Origin of the sequence: Actinoplanes oblitus (assembly GCF_030252345.1) — a bacterium.
Classification (GTDB): Bacteria; Actinomycetota; Actinomycetes; order Mycobacteriales; family Micromonosporaceae; genus Actinoplanes; species Actinoplanes oblitus.
The window spans coordinates 7,771,439-7,789,163 of sequence record NZ_CP126980.1 but is presented as its reverse complement, the minus strand read 5'-3'; the positions used below and the strand labels follow the sequence as shown (position 1 = coordinate 7,789,163).

Sequence of the window (17,725 nt, the reverse complement as noted above, 5' to 3'; positions counted from 1 at the left end):
CGCGGCCGAGTCCCGCCGCGCAGGGCGGAGAGTCGGGTTTTGCGAGCTTTGCGGCGGCCGGTCACGGCCGCGATCCTCAGCCTTGCCACCCTGCTCGGGTTCGTCCGGCCGGCCCTCGCGGCCGCGCCGGTGACCTGGGCGGTCTGCCCCGAGGACGAGCAGGTGCAGTGCGGCGTCATGCGGGTACCGGCGGACTGGAGCAGCCCGTACGGGCCGACGATCGAGCTGCGGATGGCCCGTCGACCGGCACTCGACCCGGCCCGGCGGATCGGGGTGCTGATCGTCAACCCGGGCGGTCCCGGCGGCTCGGCGATCAACATGGTGCTGGACGCCGACTTCACCCCGGAGCTGCGTAAGCGGTTCGACATCATCGGGCTCGACCCGCGCGGGGTGGGCCGCAGCGCGCCGGTGCTCTGCTCGCAGGCCCTGATCGACGCGAAACCGTCGCCGCTGGTCCCGGACGAGGCGGCGTTCCGCGCGCTGGCCGACTACAACCGCCGGCTGGCCGCCGACTGCACCGCTCGCAGCGGCCCGGTGGTCGAGCACGCCGACACCGGCAGCGTGGTCCGGGACGTGGAGGCGCTGCGGGTGGCGCTCGGCGAACCGAAGATCAGCATCATGGGCGCGTCCTACGGCTCGCTGATCGGGGAGTTGTACGGCGAGGACCACCCGGCCACGCTGCGCGCCGTGGTGCTGGACTCGGTGATGGACCACAGCGTGGACGTGGACACGTTCCTGACCCAGGAGACCAGTGCGGTGCAGGACTCGTTCACCGAGTTCGTGAAGTGGTGCGCCCGGGACACCCGGTGCGTGCTGCGCGGGCAGGACATCCCGAAGCTGTGGGCGACGCTGATGAGCCGGGCCGCGGCGGGGACCCTGGAGGATCCGTACGACCCGCCGGCCAAGCTCGGCGTCTGGGAGCTGATCTCGGCGGCGTTCAGCGCGTTCTACGACCCGCAGTGGTTCTCGTTCGCCCACTACCTGCGGGACGCCGCCCAGCCCGCGACGGCCGCCGGCCGCCGGTCCCGGGCGGTGCCGCCGATCGACATGGCGCCGAACAGCTTCCCCGCGGTGTTCTGCGGGGACTGGGCGCTGCCGGTGGGGGACTTCACCGCGTACCGGAAGCGTCTCGATGTCCTGGCGGCCCTGGCGCCGCAGGTCCGTGCCTCGCCGCTGGCCCTGTCCGCGGCCGCGGGCTGCGTCGGCTGGCCGGTGCCGCCGGCCAGCCCGCAGCGGGTGCTGTCCCCGGCGAAACTGCCGGTGCTGCTGGTCAACGCGTTGCACGACCCGGCCACCGGGCACCCCTGGGCGCGGCAGGTGGCGGCGCAACTCGGGCCGGACGCGCGGCTGCTGACCTATCAGGGCTGGGGGCACATCGCGTATGCGCACAGCCCGTGCGTGCGGGCGGCGGTCGAGCACTACCTGATCGACCTCATCCTGCCGGCCGCCGGCGCGAGCTGCCCGGCCGTCGAACCCGAACCGTTCGGTGTCGGCTGATCGTTGTAGCGGTTGTGTCCGGCCGTCTTCAGCGGTAGGCAGGGATTGACAACCGACACTGTCCTGTCTGGAGGGCCGATGCGGTTCCTATCAGCATTAGCGGCACTTTCGTTGACCAGCCTGGCGGTCGCCACGCCGGCCTCGGCGGCGCCGGCCAAGACGCCGACGGCGCAGGGGTACGGCGGCGCCATCGCCACCGTCGACGCCGACGCCACGGCTGCCGGGCTCGAGGTGCTGCGCCGGGGTGGCAACGCGGTGGACGCCGCGGTCGCGGCAGCCGCCACCCTCGGCGTGACCGAGCCGTTCGCCTCCGGGATCGGCGGGGGCGGGTTCTTCGTCTACTACGACGCCCGCAAGCACCAGGTCTTCACCATCGACGGACGGGAGACCGGGCCGGCCACGATGACGCCGACGTACTTCGTCAACCCGGCGACCGGCCAGCCGTACGCGTTCGACGAGGCCCGGGTCAGCGGCCTGTCGGTCGGCGTGCCCGGCACCCTGGCCACCTGGGAGTCGGCGGCCCGGCGGTGGGGCACGCGGTCACTGGCGAGCGCGCTGGACAACGCCGCGAAGGTGGCCGATCGCGGATACACCGTGGACGCCGAGTTCCGGCGGCAGGTGACCGAGAACGCGGCGGCCTTCGGGCAGTTCGACGCGACGAAGGCGCTGTACCTGCCGGGCGGGGCGCCGCCGGCGGTGGGCACCACGATCCGCAACCCGGATCTGGCGGACACCTATCGGCAGATCGCGCGTCAGGGGACCGGGGCGTTCTACCGTGGCGACATCGGCCGCGACCTGCTCGCCACCGTGCGGCACCCCGACGTCTCGGACGCGCCGTCGTCGCCGTGGGCCTACCCGATCCGCCCCGGTCGGCTGACCGCCGCCGACCTGGCGAGATACCGGGTCCGCCACCCCGCGCCCACCAGGTCGGACTACAAGGGCCTGACCGTGTACGGCATGTCCACCCCGTCCAGCGGCGGGACCGCGGTGGGGGAGGCGCTGAACATCCTGGAGGCGTCCCCGCTCGACTCGGCGTCGACCGTCGAGAAGCTGCACTACTACCTGGAGGCCTCCGCGCTCTCCTTCGCGGACCGTGGCCGTTACGTGGGCGCGGACACCCCGAAGTCCGTGCTGCGGACCCTGCTCTCCGACAAGTGGGCAGCTCAGCGCGCATGTCAGATAAACCCGGACAAGGCGCTGGTGAAGCCGGTCGCCCCCGGACCGGTCGGCTGCACGCCGGCGACCGCCGCCGCCACCCCCGACAACGGGATGAGCACCACCAACCTCACGGTCGCCGACCGGTGGGGCAACGTCGTCGAGTACACCCTGACCCTGGAGCAGTTCGGCGGGAACGGGATGGTCGTCCCCGGCCGCGGTTTCATGCTCAACAACGAGCTGACCGACTTCAACTTCACCGGCACCCAGGGCACCTTCGACGACCCGAACCTGCCCGGCCCCGGCAAGCGGCCGCGCAGCTCGATGTCGCCGACGATCGTGCTCAAGGGCGGCAAGCCGTTCCTGGCGGTCGGCGCACCCGGCGGCTCGACGATCATCACCACCGTGCTGCAGATCATCTACGGCCGGCTGGAGCTGGGGCTGACACTGCCCCAGGCGCTCGCCGCGCCGCGCGCCGCGCAACGCAACACCGCCGGGATCCAGGCCGAGCCGGCCTTCCACACGACGTACGGGCCGCAGCTGACCGCCCTCGGCCACGTCTTCGGAGCCGACGCGCCGGAGATCGGGGCGGCCACCGCCATCGAGTTCACCAGGCACGGCGGCCAGCTGGCCGTCGCCGAACCGGTCCGGCGCGGCAGCGGGTCGGCTGCCGTCGTTCACCCGGTCCCTTAAGGTGCGGGCCGGTTGCGACGATGGTGCAGGACGTAAGCGCAGGCAGGGACCATCGGGGGGCGGTCAGCCATGATCACGACGACGGCACTACTTGTCGGTTTGGCACTGACCCCGCCGCCGGCGGCGCCCAGCCCGGTCGCCTACGTCCGCTCCGGTGACGTCTACGTCAGCAACGGGCCGGTCGAGAAACGGCTCACCACCGGGGGCGGGTACGCCCGTCCCCGGTGGTCGCCGGACGGCAAGTCGCTCGCTGTGCTCAAGGGCGGCCAGCTGTGGACCATGAAGGCGGACGGCACCGGCCGGCGCCGGCTCTCCACCCGGCCGGCGGGCGGCCCGTCCTGGTCGCCGGACGGCAGGTGGCTGGCGTTCGGCTCGGTCTCCTGCACCGGCGGACCCGGCGTCTACCGGATCTCGGTGACCGCTGCCGCCGCGCAACCCGAGGTGCTCTTCCCCCGGGACTGCCGGGGGGAGGACCTGCCCGACGCGGACGCGCCCCAGCCGGAGACCGGGACGCTCACCGACCGGCTGCGGGCCGACGACGCGGTCGCCTGGTCACCGGACGGCAAGCAGCTCGCCTTCCGCAACGGCGAGTGCGACGCGATCTACGACGCGTGCATGAGCATCGGCACGATCAGCACCGGGGCGGAGCGGACGATCGCCGCCTACGGTGGCGGCAGCCTGCAGAACCGCGGGTTCGCGGTGCTCCCGGCGTGGCGGCCGGACGGCGCCCGGCTGGCCTTCACCGCGTACCAGGAGGGTGAGACGCCCGCCCAGAACGAACCGCTGCACGTCACCGAGATCGATCTTAAGACCGGCAAGAAGCGTACGGTCGGCGCGCCGATGGATCGCGAGCCCAGCTACCTGGACGCCACCCACGCCCTGGTCACCGGGCAGTACCGGGGTAGCTCCTGGATCTTCTCGGTGGACCTGGCCACCGGCGTCCGGACGCCGCTGCGGCCCGGCTCACAGCCGTCGGCCCGGCCCCGCTGACGTATCGTTGGCGCCGCCATGACTGACACCGTCACCCCCGCCGCCACGCCCGATGCCGCCGCCCCGGCAGCCGCCGCCCGGCCGATCCGGACCTTTCACCCGCGTCGCGGCCGGATGAGTGCCCGCCACGCGGACGCGCACGCCGCCCTCTGGCCCCGGCTCGGGTTGACCGTCACCGACGGCGACCGCACCCCCGTCGACCTGCCCGCGCTCTTCGGCCGCGCGGCGCCGGTGGTCCTGGAGATCGGCTTCGGCATGGGTGACGCCACGGCCGCGATGGCCGCCGCCGACCCGGACCGCGACTACCTCGGCGTCGAGGTGCACACGCCGGGTATCGGCAACCTGCTGGCCCTGGTCGGCGAGCTGGGCCTGACCAACGTCCGGGTGGCCCGGGGTGACGCCATGGAACTGGTCCACCGCTTGGCGCCGGGTTCGCTGGCCGCCGTGCACGTCTTCTTCCCGGACCCGTGGCCGAAGGCCCGGCACCACAAGCGCCGCCTGATCCAGCCGGCCAATGTCGCCCTGCTCCGCGAGCGCCTGCGGCCCGGCGGGGTGCTGCACTGTGCCACCGACTGGCCGGAGTACGCGGCGTCGATGACCGAGACGCTGTCCGCCGACCCGGGCCTGCGCCGCCTGCCGGCGACGCCGCACCAGCGCCCGGAGACCAAGTTCGAGCGGCGCGGCGCGGCGGCCGGCCGGCCGATCACCGACCTGCGCTACACCCGGATCTGAACTTGTCCAACCTCCCGGTCCCCCCGGCGTCGCTGCGGATGGGCTCGCCGCGTCACCAAGGGTGACTACGGTGCGTGCCGGCCAGCGCGCCGGGCGCGGGCAGTGACAGGACCAGCGCGCGTTCTCCGCGGCATGACAGTGCACTCCTGGTCTGGCTTCGATCATGGCCATCAAATGTGCGAGGTGTTTCACTTGAGCGGAATGTGGGGCGCTCGGCCTCCGTCCCGACCAATCGGGTTCGGTCGGCGACCTCCGAGCGCTCCCTGCAAACCCGTTGTTACGGCTGGGTGATCTCGATCGGGGCGGTGTCGTTCGCCGGATTGCCCTCCGCCTGGCTGATGTGCGCGGTGACGGTGCCCGGGCCGGACACGGTACCGGTGACCTTCAGCGTGCCGTTCCACAGCTCCGACCAGCCCACGGGATACCCGTCCAGCTCGATGATTCCGAGACCACACTCGTACCGCGCGAATCCTCCCGCGCCGGCACGACTCCGGTCGACAGCGCCGTCAACGAACGGGGCGCATCGGGAATCGATCGACTCGACCTCGGTACCGGCCGGTGCGGCGAAGTCAACCCAGACCGGCTCCCAGTTGGACGCGGCTCGCCCGCTGTTCGCGTCGATGTACGCCGGGCCGTCGTTACGGACTCCGAACGTGATCGGGACCGACTCACCGCCGGGTGCGCTCACCTGCGTACCGATCGCCACGATGTCCGTGGGGTTCGGGCCAGTATGGAACGTGATGGCGCCGGCGTTGTTCCTGTCGTCCGCGGGTTTCGCACCCGGTCCTCCGACCAGCACCAGCGAGGGCCCGTCACCCTGCTGGGTCCCCCACGGCGGCTGGTCGTCCACGCTGCTCATGGCGTGGACCGAGTACAGCACCCGGGCATTTTCGAGTTCCGGGGTGTCCGGGCTGACCCGGTACGCCAGCGGTGTTTCCGGACTGAGCGCGAATCGTTCGCCGGGCGCGACCACGACGCTCGGAAAGCGGCAGGTGGTGCTGTAGGCGCCGTACCAACAGTTGTCATGCCGGGTCACGAAGCTGTCGGCGCCGGCCATGATGCTGATCGAAACACCGTGTGCGGTGGTGCCCTCCTCACCCGCCCGGGCCACGTTGTCCACGATCACCGGGAGCGCGATCGTGCTGCCCGGCTGCACTACGTCGGCGAGCTGGGCAGACTCGGCGCGCAGGTCCGGAGAGGACCACGCCAGCGCGGCGTGCGGTGCGACGGCAACGGCGAGGGCGGCACCCACGGCACCCGCCGCCCAAGTCTTCAGGGAACCGGCGGCACGCCGTCCACGGTGTTCGGTCGAGATCATGCGTCGCATGATAGCTACGGCGCGCTTGGGCGATATGGGGATGCGCCGATGCCGCGATCGCCGCTGCCGGCTTCCCCGAACTCGCCTCGCAGCCATGCGAATAGCGTTGCGCCTCCGAACTCACATCGGCTACTTGTTTCATTGCCCTAGGACCGCGACCCGGCCAGGCTCCGGTCCAGGCGTCGAACCGTCGGATCGAGCACCGTAAAACAAGCTGAAACCCAGTTCGGGTACGCACTGGGCCGCCGTGCCGACGCGCGGCGGCCCGAGCGCGTCACTTCTTCCTGGACTTCTTGGCCTTCTTCGGGGCTGCAGCGGCGGCCTCCGCGGCCTTCTTCGCCTCCTTGTCCTTCTTGGACTGCGCCGTCTCCGCCGGCGTCTCCTATTCGGTCACCGATGACGCCAGCGCCGTTCCCCTGGCCTATTGGTCAGCCGCTGACGAATCGGACGCCAACATATTCGCAGCAAGAGTCCTGGCCAGCGAAAACGCGCCGCCAACCAGAACCGGGCGATTTCCTCAATCGCCGCAGCCGGTTGATAGCGCGCCGATAACGGACGGGCGGGACGACAGCTGCGTCAATGGCATGACCGTCGCGGATCGAAATGCGCGCCAATGCTCCGGCCGCCGCCTCGCGGATCGGCCGGTCAGCCGCACGCCCGCGCACCGGCGACCTCGGCCGCATTCCGGGTCACCCCTGTCGGAGGGCGGCCGCCGGGCCCCGGCGAGGCCCGTCAGGGTGTGAACCGCGATCACGGCCGGCCGCCGACCGTCCGGCAAATCCGCAGGCCGAATTGCCGGTTTCAGCCCTTTCGTGCACCTAGGCTGGAGGGTGGAGGTCGGCCATGCGGCGAGAAGGCCCCGGCAGTGGTGCCGGGCGGTCCCGAGGGACACGGGCGGTGGAAGCCGCGGCCCGCGCACGCCCGGCCGAGCTCCACGGGGGGACGGCCGTCGACGAGCACCCAAGCTTGCCGACGGCCGCCACCGGAGGCATTCCGGGACGCCCACCGGTGGCCACCCCCGGGAGTCGTCCCGGGCCGGCCAGCGGCTCGCACCTGCTGCGCGACGTGCTCGCCGGGGCCGCCGCCCGGCCGGACCTGCATCGCGGGGTGCTGAGCAGCGGGACCGCCGACCAGCTCGCCGCGCTGACCGCCCGCGCGGCGCAGACCCCGAGCGCCTGCATCCAGTTCGTCGAGGGCGATCGGCTGCGCCTCTACGGCAGCTGGGGAGTCTCCGCGGACTGGGACGCGATCAACGACACCACCCTCGACGGGTCGCTCGGCGGCATGGTGGTGAGCAGCGGCGGTGCGGTGATCGTCGACGACGCGACAGCCGACGACCGGGTGCCGCCCGGACTGGTGCGCCAGCACGGCGGCGCCTACCTGGGCTATCCGGTGCACGATCGGCTCGGCCATGTGCTCGGCGTGTGCTGCGCCTACGACCTGCGGCCGCGCGAGTGGTCACCGGAGCAGATCAGCGCGGTGGCCGAGGCGGCCGCGGTGGCCACCCTGCTGATCGGCGAGCAACTGGCCCGGTACGAGCTGGAGCAGCAGCACCGGTTTCTGGACGCGGTGCTGGAGAGCCTGCACGACGGGGTGACCGCGTGCGACGCCGACGGGCAGGTGGTCTTCGCCAACGAGCGGATGCGCCGGCTCTGGGCCGACGACCCGGACGGCACCGGAGAACTGGGCCTGGTCCGGGCGTTGCGCGGCGAGCAGGTCCGGGACGAGCCGCTGACCCGGCCGGGCCGGGTCCGGCGCAACCGGCACTACCTGATGGACGCGCAACCGATCCTCGGCCCCGACGGCCGGGTGGTCGGCGCGGTCCAGGCGGTGCAGGACGTCACCCGTCAGCGGCGCGCCGAGCGGTTCCGGTCGTGCGAGCTGGCGGTCACCACGGCGCTGGCCGAGGCGCCCAGCATCGAGGCGGCCGGGCCACGGGTGCTGGCCGCGGTGGTCGCCACGCTGGACTGGGTGCACGCCGAGCTGTGGCTGGTGGACGCGCCGGCCGAGGTGATCCGGGCGGTGGCGCGGTGGAGCACGCCGGGCTGGCCGACCGGGATCACCGTGCCCGACGAGCTGGCGTACGGGCAGGGCCTGGCCGGGCGCGCCTGGCAGGTGGACAAGCCGCTGTGGATCCGGGACGTGGGCCGCCCGCAGAGCCTGATCTCGCCGGACACCGCCGCCGAGCGCCTGCACACCGCGCTGGCCATCCCGGTGCACGACGGCACCGGGACGATCGGGGTGCTCACCGTCTTCGCCGACGCTGTCGAGGACCCGGAGGACGAGCTGGTCGCGCTGATGTCCGGGATCGGCGCGCACCTGGGCCAGTTCGTCGAGCGGCGCCGGGTCGAGGACCTGCAACGGCAGCTGGTGCGCAGCAAGAACGAGTACCTGGCGCTGATCGGCCACGAGCTGCGGACCCCGCTCACCTCGATCAGCGCGTACACCGAACTGCTCAGCGAGGCGGACGAGGCGACGCTGGTGCGGGAGGGCCCGCGGCTGATCGCCGTGGTCGAGCGCAACGCGCTCCAGCTCCGGGAGATCATCAACGAGTTGCTGGAGCTGTCCGCGCTGGACGCCGGGCACGCCGACGTGCGGCGCACGCCGATGGACCTGGCCGAGGTGGTACGGGACGTGGTGGATCGGACCCGGGTGGCGATCGGCCAGGCGCCCGTGGTGATCGACACCGACCTGCCCGGGGAGCTGATCGTGCCGGGTGACCGGGACCGGCTGCGGCACATCGTGGAGAACCTGCTGGGCAGCGCGATCCGGTACAGCCCGGACGGCGGGCACGTCGAGGTGCGGCTGCGGCGGACCGCGCGGGCGGCCGAGCTGGCGGTCTCCGACGCGGCGGCGGACGTGCCCCGGATCGAGCGGGAGCAGCTGTTCACCGGGCTCTACCGGACCAGCCGGGGACACGACAGGGCGCTGCCGGGCAGCGGCCTCGGGCTGACGCTGAGCCGGGCGGTGGTGGAACGCCACCACGGGAGCATCGAGCTGACCGGTGACGAGACCGGTACCACGGTGCTGGTGCGCCTGCCGCTGGACGTACGCTGATCGGGTCCGGTATCGAATGTGACAGATGTAAACCTGGTCGCGGCGGCTCGCGCGGGTGACGATGAGCGGCATGACGCGATGGACACCGGATCCGACGTTCTACCCCTCGCCGAGTGACGCGGCCGGTGCTCCGGCGGAAAAGCTCGCCTACGTGGCCGCTTTCGATCGCGCGGCCGAGAAGCCCGACGCGATCGCGGTGATCGACACCGACCCGGCCTCGGCCGAGTACGGCCGGGTCGTCGGCTGGACCGACCTGCCGCACACCGGTGACGAGCTGCACCACTTCGGCTGGAACGCGTGCAGCAGCGCCCTGTGCCCGACCGCCCCGCACCCGCACGTGGAGCGCCGCTACCTGATCGTTCCCGGCCTGCGGTCGTCGCGGATCTACGTGCTCGACACCCGGGACGACCCGCGCAGCCCGCAGCTGGTCAAGGAGATCAGCGCCGCGGAGCTGGCCGCCAAGGCGGACTATTCGCGCCCGCACACCGTCCACTGCGGCCCGGACGGGATCTACGTCTCCGCCCTCGGCGCCGGTCGGGGCGACGACGGGCCCGGCGGCATCGCGATCCTCGACCACCAGACCTTCGACGTGCGCGGCGCGTGGGAGGCCGATCGTGGGGACCAGTACCTCGCCTACGACTTCTGGTGGCACCTGACGCAGGACGTCCTGGTCACCTCGGAGTGGGGCACGCCCGGCATGATCGAGGACGGCATCGTGCCGGAGCTGCTGCTCGGGCGCCGGTACGGGCACCGGATCCACTTCTGGGACCTGGCCAAGCGCAGCCTGGTGCAGACCGTCGACCTCGGCGACCAGTACCAGATGGCGCTGGAGCTGCGCCCGGCCCACGAGCCGACCGCCTCGCACGGCTTCCTCGGCGTGGTGATCTCGGTGGTGGACCTGTCCGCCTCGATCTGGGTCTGGCACCGGTCCGGCGGCGGCTTCGAGGTCCGCAAGATCATCGACATCCCGGCCGAGCCGGCCGACCCGGCGCTGCTGCCGCCCGCCCTGCAGCCGTTCGGCGCGGTGCCGCCGCTGGTCACCGACATCGATCTGAGCGTGGACGACAAGTACCTCTACGTCTCCTGCTGGGGCACCGGTGAGCTGCGGCGCTACGACGTCAGCGACCCGTTCCACCCGGTCTTGAAGGACTCGGTGCACCTGGGCGGGATCGTCCGGCGGACCCCGCACCCGGCGTTCCCGGACGAGCCGCTGGCCGGCGGGCCGCAGATGATCGAGGTGTCCCGGGACGGCGAGCGGGTCTACGTGACCAACTCGCTCTACGGCTCCTGGGACGACCAGTTCTACCCGGACGGCGTCGGCGCCTGGCTCGCCAAGGCCGACGTCACCGCCGGCGCGTTCACGCTGGACCAGCGGTTCTTCCCGCACGGCGACGAGTTCCGCGGCCGCCGCGTGCACCAGACCCGGCTGCAGGGCGGCGACGCCTCCTCCGACTCGTACTGTTTCCCCTCGTGACCTGGGGCTCCTACGCGGCGCTGATCGCGCTGGGCGCCTTCCACGGGCTGAACCCGGCGATGGGCTGGCTGTTCGCGGTGGCCCGCGGCATGCAGGAGCGCAGCCGCGCGGTGCTGCTGCGCTCGCTCCCCCCGATCGCGGCCGGGCACCTCGCCTCGGTCGCGATCGTCGCCGCGGTCATCTCGGCGACCCGATCGGTGCTCGCCGCCGACGTGACCGGGATCGCCGGCGGCGTGCTGCTGGTCGGTTTCGGACTGTGGCGGCTGCTCTCCGAGCGCCACTTCCGCTGGGCCGGCATGCGCCTGTCGCCGGCGCAGCTGGCGGGCTGGTCGTTCCTGATGTCGTCAGCGCATGGCGCCGGCCTGATGCTGCTGCCCGTGCTGGCCACCACGCCGGTCCCGGTCACGCACCCCGGCCACGCGCTGTCCGGTTCCCCGGCCGGCGCCCTCACCGGCCTGGCCGCGGCCGGTGTGCACACCGTCGCGATGGTCACCGTGATGGCCGGTTGCGCCCTGCTCGTCTACGAGTTCCTCGGCGTCCGGATCCTCCGCCGCGCCTGGTTCAACGTGGACCGCTTGTGGGCCGGCGTCCTGGTCGCGGCCGGCGCCCTGACCATCGCCCTGACCGCCTGACTCCGGCCCTCACCACCTGACCACCGCCTTCACCACCTGACCACCGCCCTCACCGCCTGACCACATCGGCCGTGCGGCGGCGCGTGGTCCGCTTTCCTTGCGGGCCGCCGCTTTCCGGTACGCCCGGAATTCGGCCCGCCCCACGACCGGCCGTTCCCGTCTCACCCAGCCACGGGGAGTTTGTGTTTGGCGGTTCGGTGTCGCTCCCCGCGCGGCGGGCTCTCCTGGGTGACGAGGTGGTGTCACTGTCCCGGGCGCCGGCGCTCGGCGGATCCGGCGCGGGTCGTGCTCGGCTCGCGGTGTCCGGCTGGCACTCACGGGGGTGTCGACTGTCCTGAGGCGACCGTGAGCGCCAGCCGGCCCGGCGGCGCGGAGGCGGTCATGAGCCGGGCCGGCCTCGCGCGGGCAGGGGTGGTGGCGGGACGGAAGCGTACAAAAAAGTCTTTGACCGAAACCGGAGGATCCTGGCGCGGCCGGATCATCCGCGGTCCGGTTCGCGGGAGCGGGTCAGGCTCGCCGCCGGGGTCCGAGCGGCGCCCAGATAGAGGGTGGTGACCGCGCCGAGCAGGAGCAGGCCGCCGGTGACGGTGCTGGTGGCGAGCGGTTCGCCGAGGAGCAGGACGGCCAGCAGCGCGGCGGTCAGTGGCTCCAGCAGGGTGACGACCACGGCGACGCTTCCGGTGGTGTGCCGCAGGCCGGTGTAGAAGCAGGCGTAGGCGAGCGCTGTGGTGATCGCGCCCAGGTAGAGGAGCAGGGCGATCGGCTGGAGTCCCGGGGTGAACGTCACGCCCTGCGCCACCGCGATCGGGGCCAGGGAGATCGCGCCGATGGTGCCGGACAGGGTGGTGAGGACCAGCGGCGGCACGCCCTGTGCGGTGTGCCGGCTGAGGGCGGTCGACGCGGCGTAGACGGTGCCGGAGGCTATCGCCGCGAGCAGTCCCAGCCCAGCGGTGGTGCCGGCGGCCGCGCTGGTGACGTTCGGACCTCCGGCGACGCTGTCGATGCTCGCGCCGGCGATCAGCACCAGGCCGGCGATGGCAGCGGTCGAGGCGGCCAGTTCGGTGCCGGCCGGACGGCGCCGGGTGCGGATCGTCTCCCAGGCGCTGAGCAGGACGGGGGCCAGGCCGAGACTGACCACTGTGGCGATGCTGACCCCGGTCAGGCGGACGGCGACGAAGTACAGAGCCTGGTAGGCCGCCAGGCCCACGCCGGCGGCGACGATCGCGAGGGGAGCGGACCGGAACGCCGCCCAGATCCGGTGGCGGGCCCGGAACCCGAGGATCAGCATGGTTCCGGCAGCGACGAGCAGGCGGTAGAAACCGATGGCGACGGCGCCGAGGCCGGTGCGGGCGGCGACCACCTGGACCACGACGCCGGCGGTGCCCCAGAGGATGCCGGCGATCGAGAGTTGGACGAGGCTCAGCCGTGCTCCGGCCGGGCTCGGGGACGAAGAGAACGAGAACATGCGTGTGCTCCGCGGAGGGTGAGTCGGTTTCGGTCCGGCTGCGGAACGCATCGCGACAGCGCCGTCCGAGCATGGCTCAGACGGCGTGGCTCACGCTCCGCTCAGGAGCGCGGCGGCGGCAGAACGCCGGGAAACGGACTCACCCCGCCACCTTAACCGAACCCGCACCTCCGACCGCCGTCGCCGATCACCGGCGGCACGCCTCTCCCGGCTGGTCCTCGTCGCGCGCGGTGTGCCGGCCGTCGACTCGCCCGGGATCCGCCGCCGCTGCCGCCGAGACGCACCCGCCCGGGTGGCGCGGGCCGCCGAAGCGCACTCTCCCGGGTGGCCGCGGGCCGCCGAGGCGCACCCTCTCGGGTGGCCGCGGGCCTGCCCCGCGGCCACCCGGAGCGTCAGTGCGAGTACACCGGCGTGATGATCGCCCGGGCGAGCGTGTGGAACGCCAGGTTGAAGCTGACGACGGCGGGCGAGGTGTCCGGCGTGACGTCCAGCTTCTCGACGTCCAGCGCGTGCACCACGAAGTAGTACCGGTGCACCTGGTCGCCCTGCGGCGGGGCGGCGCCACCGTAGGCGGCGGTGCCGTAGTCGTTGCGGGTGTGGAACGCGCCGCCCGGCAACGAGTCGTCGCCGCGGCCCGCGCCGGTGGGCAGCTCGGTGACCGAGGCCGGGATGTTCACCACCAGCCAGTGCCAGAAGCCGGAGGGGGTGGGGGCGTCCGGGTCGAAGCAGGTCACCACGAAACTCTTGGTCTCCGCCGGGAAGCCGGTCCAGCTCAGCTGCGGCGAGATGTTGTCGCCGGTCATGCCGAAGCTGTCGAAGACCTGGGCGTTGGCCAGCGGCCGGCCGTCGGCGACATCCGCTGAGGTCACCTGGAACGATCCGGCCCTGGGCAGCTGCTCGTAGGGGTCGGGCGCGACGGGACGATCGAGACTCACTTCTTTTCCTCCGTTGAATCAGGGACGAGACGAGCCGGCGAGAAGCCGGCCCGCGCCGGCGATGGCCGGCTGATGGCCGAGAGCCTTGAGGATCTCGTACGTCGTGGCGGTGGCCGCGGTGACCACCGGCAGGCCGAGGGCGTCCTCGACCTGTTGCACGGCGGGCAGGGAGGGCATCTGTACGCAGGCCGAGAGGACGATCGCGTCGGCGCCGTCACGACGCAGTCCACTGGCGATCCCGAGCAGTCGCGCGGGGTCGAGCCGGCCGACGGCGAGATTGTCGTCGACCTCGAGGCTGACCGCGTCGAGCACCTCGATCCCCTCGGCCTCGAGGTACTCCCGCACCACCTGGGTGAGCGGCCGCAGGTACGGGGTGACCATCGCGACCCGGCTCGCCCCGATCGCGTGCAGGGCGCGGACCAGCGCGCCGGCGCTGCTCGTCACTGCCGCGGGGTGGCCGCCGCGCGCGGCGGCGCCGGCGATCACCCGCTCGGCGGCCCGGTGCTCCCCGGGCCCCTGGGCCATGATCGCCACCAGGCAGGCGTAGGCGATGACGTCCACGTCGGCGTCGGCGAGGGCTTCCGCGCACTCCGCGGACCTGCCCACCATCGCGTCCAGCTCGCGCTGGTTGACCGTGCGCATGCCGGCCCGGGCGGAGTGGAACGTGTACGCCCGCCCGGTCGCGTCGCTCTGCCGCCGGAACAGCTCGGGCAGCTCGGTCTCGATGGTGGTGTTCGAACTCGGCACGATCAGGCCGATCCGGGCGGGGAGGGCGGCCGCTGTCGCGATGTCCCCCCGAGCCAGCGTTTGCGAGTTCACGAATCTCTCCCTGCGTCGGCAGCGTCGAACGACTCACAATGTAAGGCATGAACCCACGATGTGAGTTGTTGGTATAGTCACTACCGAGGATTTCCGACCTGAAGGGGCTGCGAGTGGCGACCGACCGCGGCACGGGCACGCCACCGTTGCTGGTGCTCGAAAAGATCACGAAGATCCTGGACTGTTTCTCGGTGACCGAGCCCGAGCCGTCGTTACGGGAGATCACCCAGCGCAGCGGGCTGCACGCCAGCACCTGCCAGCGGTTGGTGCACAACCTCGTGCGGGAGGGCTTCCTCGACCGCAGCGGCGACCGCTACCGCATCGGGCTGGCACTGGTGCAGTGGGCGGCGCCCGGCACGTTCGGTCTCGACATCGTGCAGCTGACCAAGCCGATCCTGCAGCGACTCTGCGACGAGACCGGCGAGACCGCCTGTCTGTACGTGCGTGACGGCGCGTCTCGAACCGTCATCGCCGTTGCCGAGACTCGTCACATCGTGATGCGGCTGTTCAAAGTCGGCATGGTGATGCCCCTCCACGCGGGCGCACCCGGCAAGATCTTCCTGGCCTACGATCCGGCCGCCCGCACCGACCTCATCCGGCACGGGCTGCCCCGGTTCACCGAGCACACCCCGGTCGACATCGACGTGCTGGACAAGCAGGTCGAGCAGGCCAGGAGCCAGGGATACGCCGCCGCGTTCGACGAGCGGCACGAGGGCGCCGGATCGATCAGCGCACCCGTCTTCGACCATGCCGGCGAGTTGGCGACCGTCATCGGCATCGGCGCGCCGACCCAGCGCATCGGCCCGGCCGACGTCGACCGGCTCGCTCCGCTGGTGGTGGCGGCCGCCCGGGACGCGAGCGCGGCACTCGGTTATCGGCCCAGCAAGGTGCTCGACCCTCGCATGGAGGCTCCCGAGTCCCCCTGATCACCGGCGCCGACGCGATTGGCACCGTCAAGCACCGCCAACGAAATCGGTGCCGTCCGTACTTTCGCGCGATCGGTGCCGTCCGCACTTTCGCGCGATCGGTGCCGTCCGCACTTTCGCGCGATCGGTGCCGTCCACGCTCCCGCGTCGCCGGTGCCGTCCGCGCTCCCGCGTCGCCGGTGCCGTCCACGCCAGTGGCGCCGCCGGCATCGCCCGCGCCATCGGCGCCATCGGGACAGGCCCGGGAGTGAGGCCGGCCCGTCCGCCAGCTGGCCCGTCCGCCAGCTGGCCCGTCCGCCAGCTGGCCCGTCCGCCAGCCGGCGCGTCCGCCAGCTGGCCCGTCCGCCAGCCAGCCGGGCCGTCCGCCGATCGGGCCGGCAGCCACCGGCCGTGTCGACCGCTGACCATGCCGGCAACCACAGCCGCGTCGACCGCTGACCGGGCCGGCCGGGGGAGCGGCCAGCCCGGTCAGTCGGAGAATCGCGCCGCGAGCGGCGAACCCGTCACACCGCGAGCAGCGAACCCGTCACGCCGCCTGACTGGCCGTGGCCGACCACATGGCCGTGAACGCCGCCGCCTCCCCGGCCAGCCAACTCTCCACATCGGCCGGCCTCATCGCCGGGTTCAACCGGTGCGTCACCCCGCGCCGCAGGTCGACCAGCACCGGGTCGGCGTCCGGCAGGATCTGCTCCATGTGCCGGGCCATCAGGTGGAGCATGGCGGTGACCAGCTCCGGGCTGGGCGGCTCCTCGTCGAAGTGCAGCCGAACCGCCTCCCGGTGCCCGTCGCCGAACCGCAGCCCGAAGTGCGGGTTGATCTTCACGGCGAGCGGGCCGACGCTGGCCAGCGCGTCCCGGGTCTGCACCAGGGTGATCCGCTCGGGGTCGCCGAGCGACGCCAGATAGGTGCGGGCGCCGGCCCGCAGCGACTCGTAGAGCGGCTTCCACCGGTCTTTCACCAGGTCGACGACGCCACCGAGGTAGCTGCCGCCGGTGCGGAACGCGATGTCCGCCTTCAGCGCTTTGACCAGCTGGCCGTGCGGGTTGAACCCGCTGCGCCGCTCCCGCTGCTTGCGCAGACCGCCGACGAACGTCGCTTTCGCGGGGCCGGTGCGAGAGACATACCGCGTGAAGCCGAGCATGGTGGCGTAGGGCGGGATGACGGGCACGGGGGTGGTCGAGATCGTGGACATGGTGGACGTGGTCACGTGGTCTCCTCACTCGCCGCGTGGCCTCGAACAGGTGTACTAAACCCGCCGAAGATCAGCAGCTCAGGGCCCCTCTTTCGTACATACATTCTAATCGACGGGTACGACATTCCCAACCGCTCGCGCATCGACCCGACCCGACACTGACCCGGCACCCGCAGTCGAGCCTCCGAGCCCGGCCCCAGGCCCATCCAGGAGGAGCCGGCCACTTCTGCGACGCGAGCGCGGAACCTCCGCGGCCGTGCCGAGACGCTGACCGGGCTGCTCAGGCACCGCCGAGGTCGGCGGGGACCTCGATCGCCCTCGCTCGGAAAGCGGTCTCCGACGCGTCGCCGTCGGTCCGCCACGAATCGAAGTTCGCGCCCTTCGAGCGGCGTCCCAGGGTGCCTTTCCGGAAGCTCGGCTCGAATCCGCGGGAGCACGGCGTGTGTCTTGGTCGAACCTTGTCCCAGGCCTTACCGCATGGACCAAGGGCCCGGCATGAACGCCCAGGACCGCCGGCGTGCCTTCGACCGGTTCTGGCGCTCCCCGCAGGCCCGCGACGACGGCTCCGGGCTCGGCCTGGCCATCGTCGAACGCCTGGTCACCGCCAGCGGCGGCCGGATCCACCTCGACCAGGCACCGGCCACCGGCATCGACGCCGTCATCCGGCTACGTCCCGCCCACCGGCCCGGACCTGCGATCACGGCCCGCCGGCCGGGTACCCAGGTCCGGCACCACCTGAACTGATCACTTGCCGGTGACAGACGGTCCGCGCCGTCCGGCACACCGAAGCGGGACCGGAGGACTCGAGAAGCGACCGGAGAGATGTCCGGACGCCCGGCA

The 17,725-nt window shown here is 72.4% G+C and carries 14 protein-coding genes; 9 read left to right on the top strand and 5 right to left on the bottom strand.

Annotation, left to right across the window (positions count from 1 at the left end):
- Positions 1 to 39: 39 nt before the first annotated feature.
- From Actob_RS34630 to trmB, 4 genes are all read left to right on the top strand, one after another.
- A complete protein-coding gene (locus Actob_RS34630; protein ID WP_284916116.1) occupies positions 40 to 1,497 on the top strand; it encodes an alpha/beta hydrolase in 1,458 nt (485 codons plus the stop codon).
- Between the two features lie 78 nt (positions 1,498 to 1,575).
- Positions 1,576 to 3,345 (top strand): gamma-glutamyltransferase, encoded by a 1,770-nt coding sequence (gene ggt, locus Actob_RS34625; RefSeq protein WP_284916115.1) that lies wholly within the window; start codon positions 1,576 to 1,578, stop codon positions 3,343 to 3,345.
- 69 nt (positions 3,346 to 3,414) lie between these two features.
- The gene (locus Actob_RS34620) at positions 3,415 to 4,335 is read left to right on the top strand and encodes a TolB family protein (RefSeq protein ID WP_284916114.1); all 921 of its coding nucleotides are present in this window, start codon (positions 3,415 to 3,417) and stop codon (positions 4,333 to 4,335) included.
- Positions 4,336 to 4,353: 18 nt separating this feature from the next.
- On the top strand, positions 4,354 to 5,067 hold the full coding sequence (gene trmB, locus Actob_RS34615) for a tRNA (guanosine(46)-N7)-methyltransferase TrmB (RefSeq protein WP_284916113.1): 714 nt from the start codon (positions 4,354 to 4,356) through the stop codon (positions 5,065 to 5,067).
- Positions 5,068 to 5,344: 277 nt separating this feature from the next.
- Here trmB and Actob_RS34610 read toward each other — a convergent pair whose 3' ends face one another.
- Entirely contained in the window at positions 5,345 to 6,385 is a 1,041-nt protein-coding gene (locus tag Actob_RS34610) for a hypothetical protein (protein WP_284916112.1), read from the bottom strand.
- 1,008 nt (positions 6,386 to 7,393) lie between these two features.
- Here Actob_RS34610 and Actob_RS34605 point away from each other — a divergent pair.
- The 3 genes from Actob_RS34605 to Actob_RS34595 all read left to right on the top strand — a co-directional run bounded on the left by Actob_RS34605 (position 7,394) and on the right by Actob_RS34595 (position 11,548).
- Complete coding sequence (locus Actob_RS34605; RefSeq protein ID WP_284916111.1) at positions 7,394 to 9,442, top strand: sensor histidine kinase; 2,049 nt, start codon at positions 7,394 to 7,396, stop codon at positions 9,440 to 9,442.
- A gap of 70 nt (positions 9,443 to 9,512) precedes the next feature.
- Complete coding sequence (locus Actob_RS34600; RefSeq protein WP_284916110.1) at positions 9,513 to 10,916, top strand: selenium-binding protein SBP56-related protein; 1,404 nt, start codon at positions 9,513 to 9,515, stop codon at positions 10,914 to 10,916.
- Entirely contained in the window at positions 10,913 to 11,548 is a 636-nt protein-coding gene (locus tag Actob_RS34595; RefSeq protein ID WP_284916109.1) for a hypothetical protein, read from the top strand. The genes Actob_RS34600 and Actob_RS34595 overlap by 4 nt, the downstream gene beginning before the upstream one ends.
- A gap of 478 nt (positions 11,549 to 12,026) precedes the next feature.
- Here Actob_RS34595 and Actob_RS34590 read toward each other — a convergent pair whose 3' ends face one another.
- From Actob_RS34590 to Actob_RS34580, 3 genes are all read right to left on the bottom strand, one after another.
- A complete protein-coding gene (locus tag Actob_RS34590) occupies positions 12,027 to 13,013 on the bottom strand; it encodes a DMT family transporter (RefSeq protein ID WP_284916108.1) in 987 nt (328 codons plus the stop codon).
- Between the two features lie 392 nt (positions 13,014 to 13,405).
- Positions 13,406 to 13,948, bottom strand: coding sequence for a YbhB/YbcL family Raf kinase inhibitor-like protein (locus tag Actob_RS34585; RefSeq protein ID WP_284916107.1), 543 nt, complete (start codon positions 13,946 to 13,948; stop codon positions 13,406 to 13,408).
- A gap of 18 nt (positions 13,949 to 13,966) precedes the next feature.
- Complete coding sequence (locus tag Actob_RS34580; protein ID WP_284916106.1) at positions 13,967 to 14,767, bottom strand: maleate cis-trans isomerase family protein; 801 nt, start codon at positions 14,765 to 14,767, stop codon at positions 13,967 to 13,969.
- A gap of 113 nt (positions 14,768 to 14,880) precedes the next feature.
- Here Actob_RS34580 and Actob_RS34575 point away from each other — a divergent pair, with 113 nt between their 5' ends.
- Positions 14,881 to 15,693, top strand: a complete 813-nt coding sequence (locus tag Actob_RS34575) for an IclR family transcriptional regulator (RefSeq protein WP_284916105.1) — start codon at positions 14,881 to 14,883, stop codon at positions 15,691 to 15,693.
- A gap of 526 nt (positions 15,694 to 16,219) precedes the next feature.
- On the opposite strand, the gene Actob_RS34570 is transcribed toward Actob_RS34575, so the two are convergent.
- The gene (locus tag Actob_RS34570; protein WP_284922440.1) at positions 16,220 to 16,885 is read right to left on the bottom strand and encodes a hypothetical protein; all 666 of its coding nucleotides are present in this window, start codon (positions 16,883 to 16,885) and stop codon (positions 16,220 to 16,222) included.
- A gap of 495 nt (positions 16,886 to 17,380) precedes the next feature.
- On the opposite strand from Actob_RS34570, the gene Actob_RS34565 reads away from it, so the two are divergent.
- Positions 17,381 to 17,629, top strand: a complete 249-nt coding sequence (locus Actob_RS34565; RefSeq protein ID WP_284916104.1) for a sensor histidine kinase — start codon at positions 17,381 to 17,383, stop codon at positions 17,627 to 17,629.
- The last annotated feature ends 96 nt before the right edge of the window (positions 17,630 to 17,725 follow it).

What these genes read in the sequence shown, in the direction of transcription:
- ggt (WP_284916115.1), top strand. Translation starts at nt 1,576, where the DNA reads ATGCGGTTCCTATCAGCATTAGCGGCACTTTCGTTGACCAGCCTGGCG.
- Actob_RS34620 (WP_284916114.1), top strand. Translation starts at nt 3,415, where the DNA reads ATGATCACGACGACGGCACTACTTGTCGGTTTGGCACTGACCCCGCCG.
- trmB (WP_284916113.1), top strand. Translation starts at nt 4,354, where the DNA reads ATGACTGACACCGTCACCCCCGCCGCCACGCCCGATGCCGCCGCCCCG.
- Actob_RS34610 (WP_284916112.1), bottom strand. Translation starts at nt 6,385, where the DNA reads ATGATCTCGACCGAACACCGTGGACGGCGTGCCGCCGGTTCCCTGAAG.
- Actob_RS34600 (WP_284916110.1), top strand. Translation starts at nt 9,513, where the DNA reads ATGACGCGATGGACACCGGATCCGACGTTCTACCCCTCGCCGAGTGAC.
- Actob_RS34590 (WP_284916108.1), bottom strand. Translation starts at nt 13,013, where the DNA reads ATGTTCTCGTTCTCTTCGTCCCCGAGCCCGGCCGGAGCACGGCTGAGC.
- Actob_RS34570 (WP_284922440.1), bottom strand. Translation starts at nt 16,885, where the DNA reads ATGTCCACGATCTCGACCACCCCCGTGCCCGTCATCCCGCCCTACGCC.
- Actob_RS34565 (WP_284916104.1), top strand. Translation starts at nt 17,381, where the DNA reads ATGAACGCCCAGGACCGCCGGCGTGCCTTCGACCGGTTCTGGCGCTCC.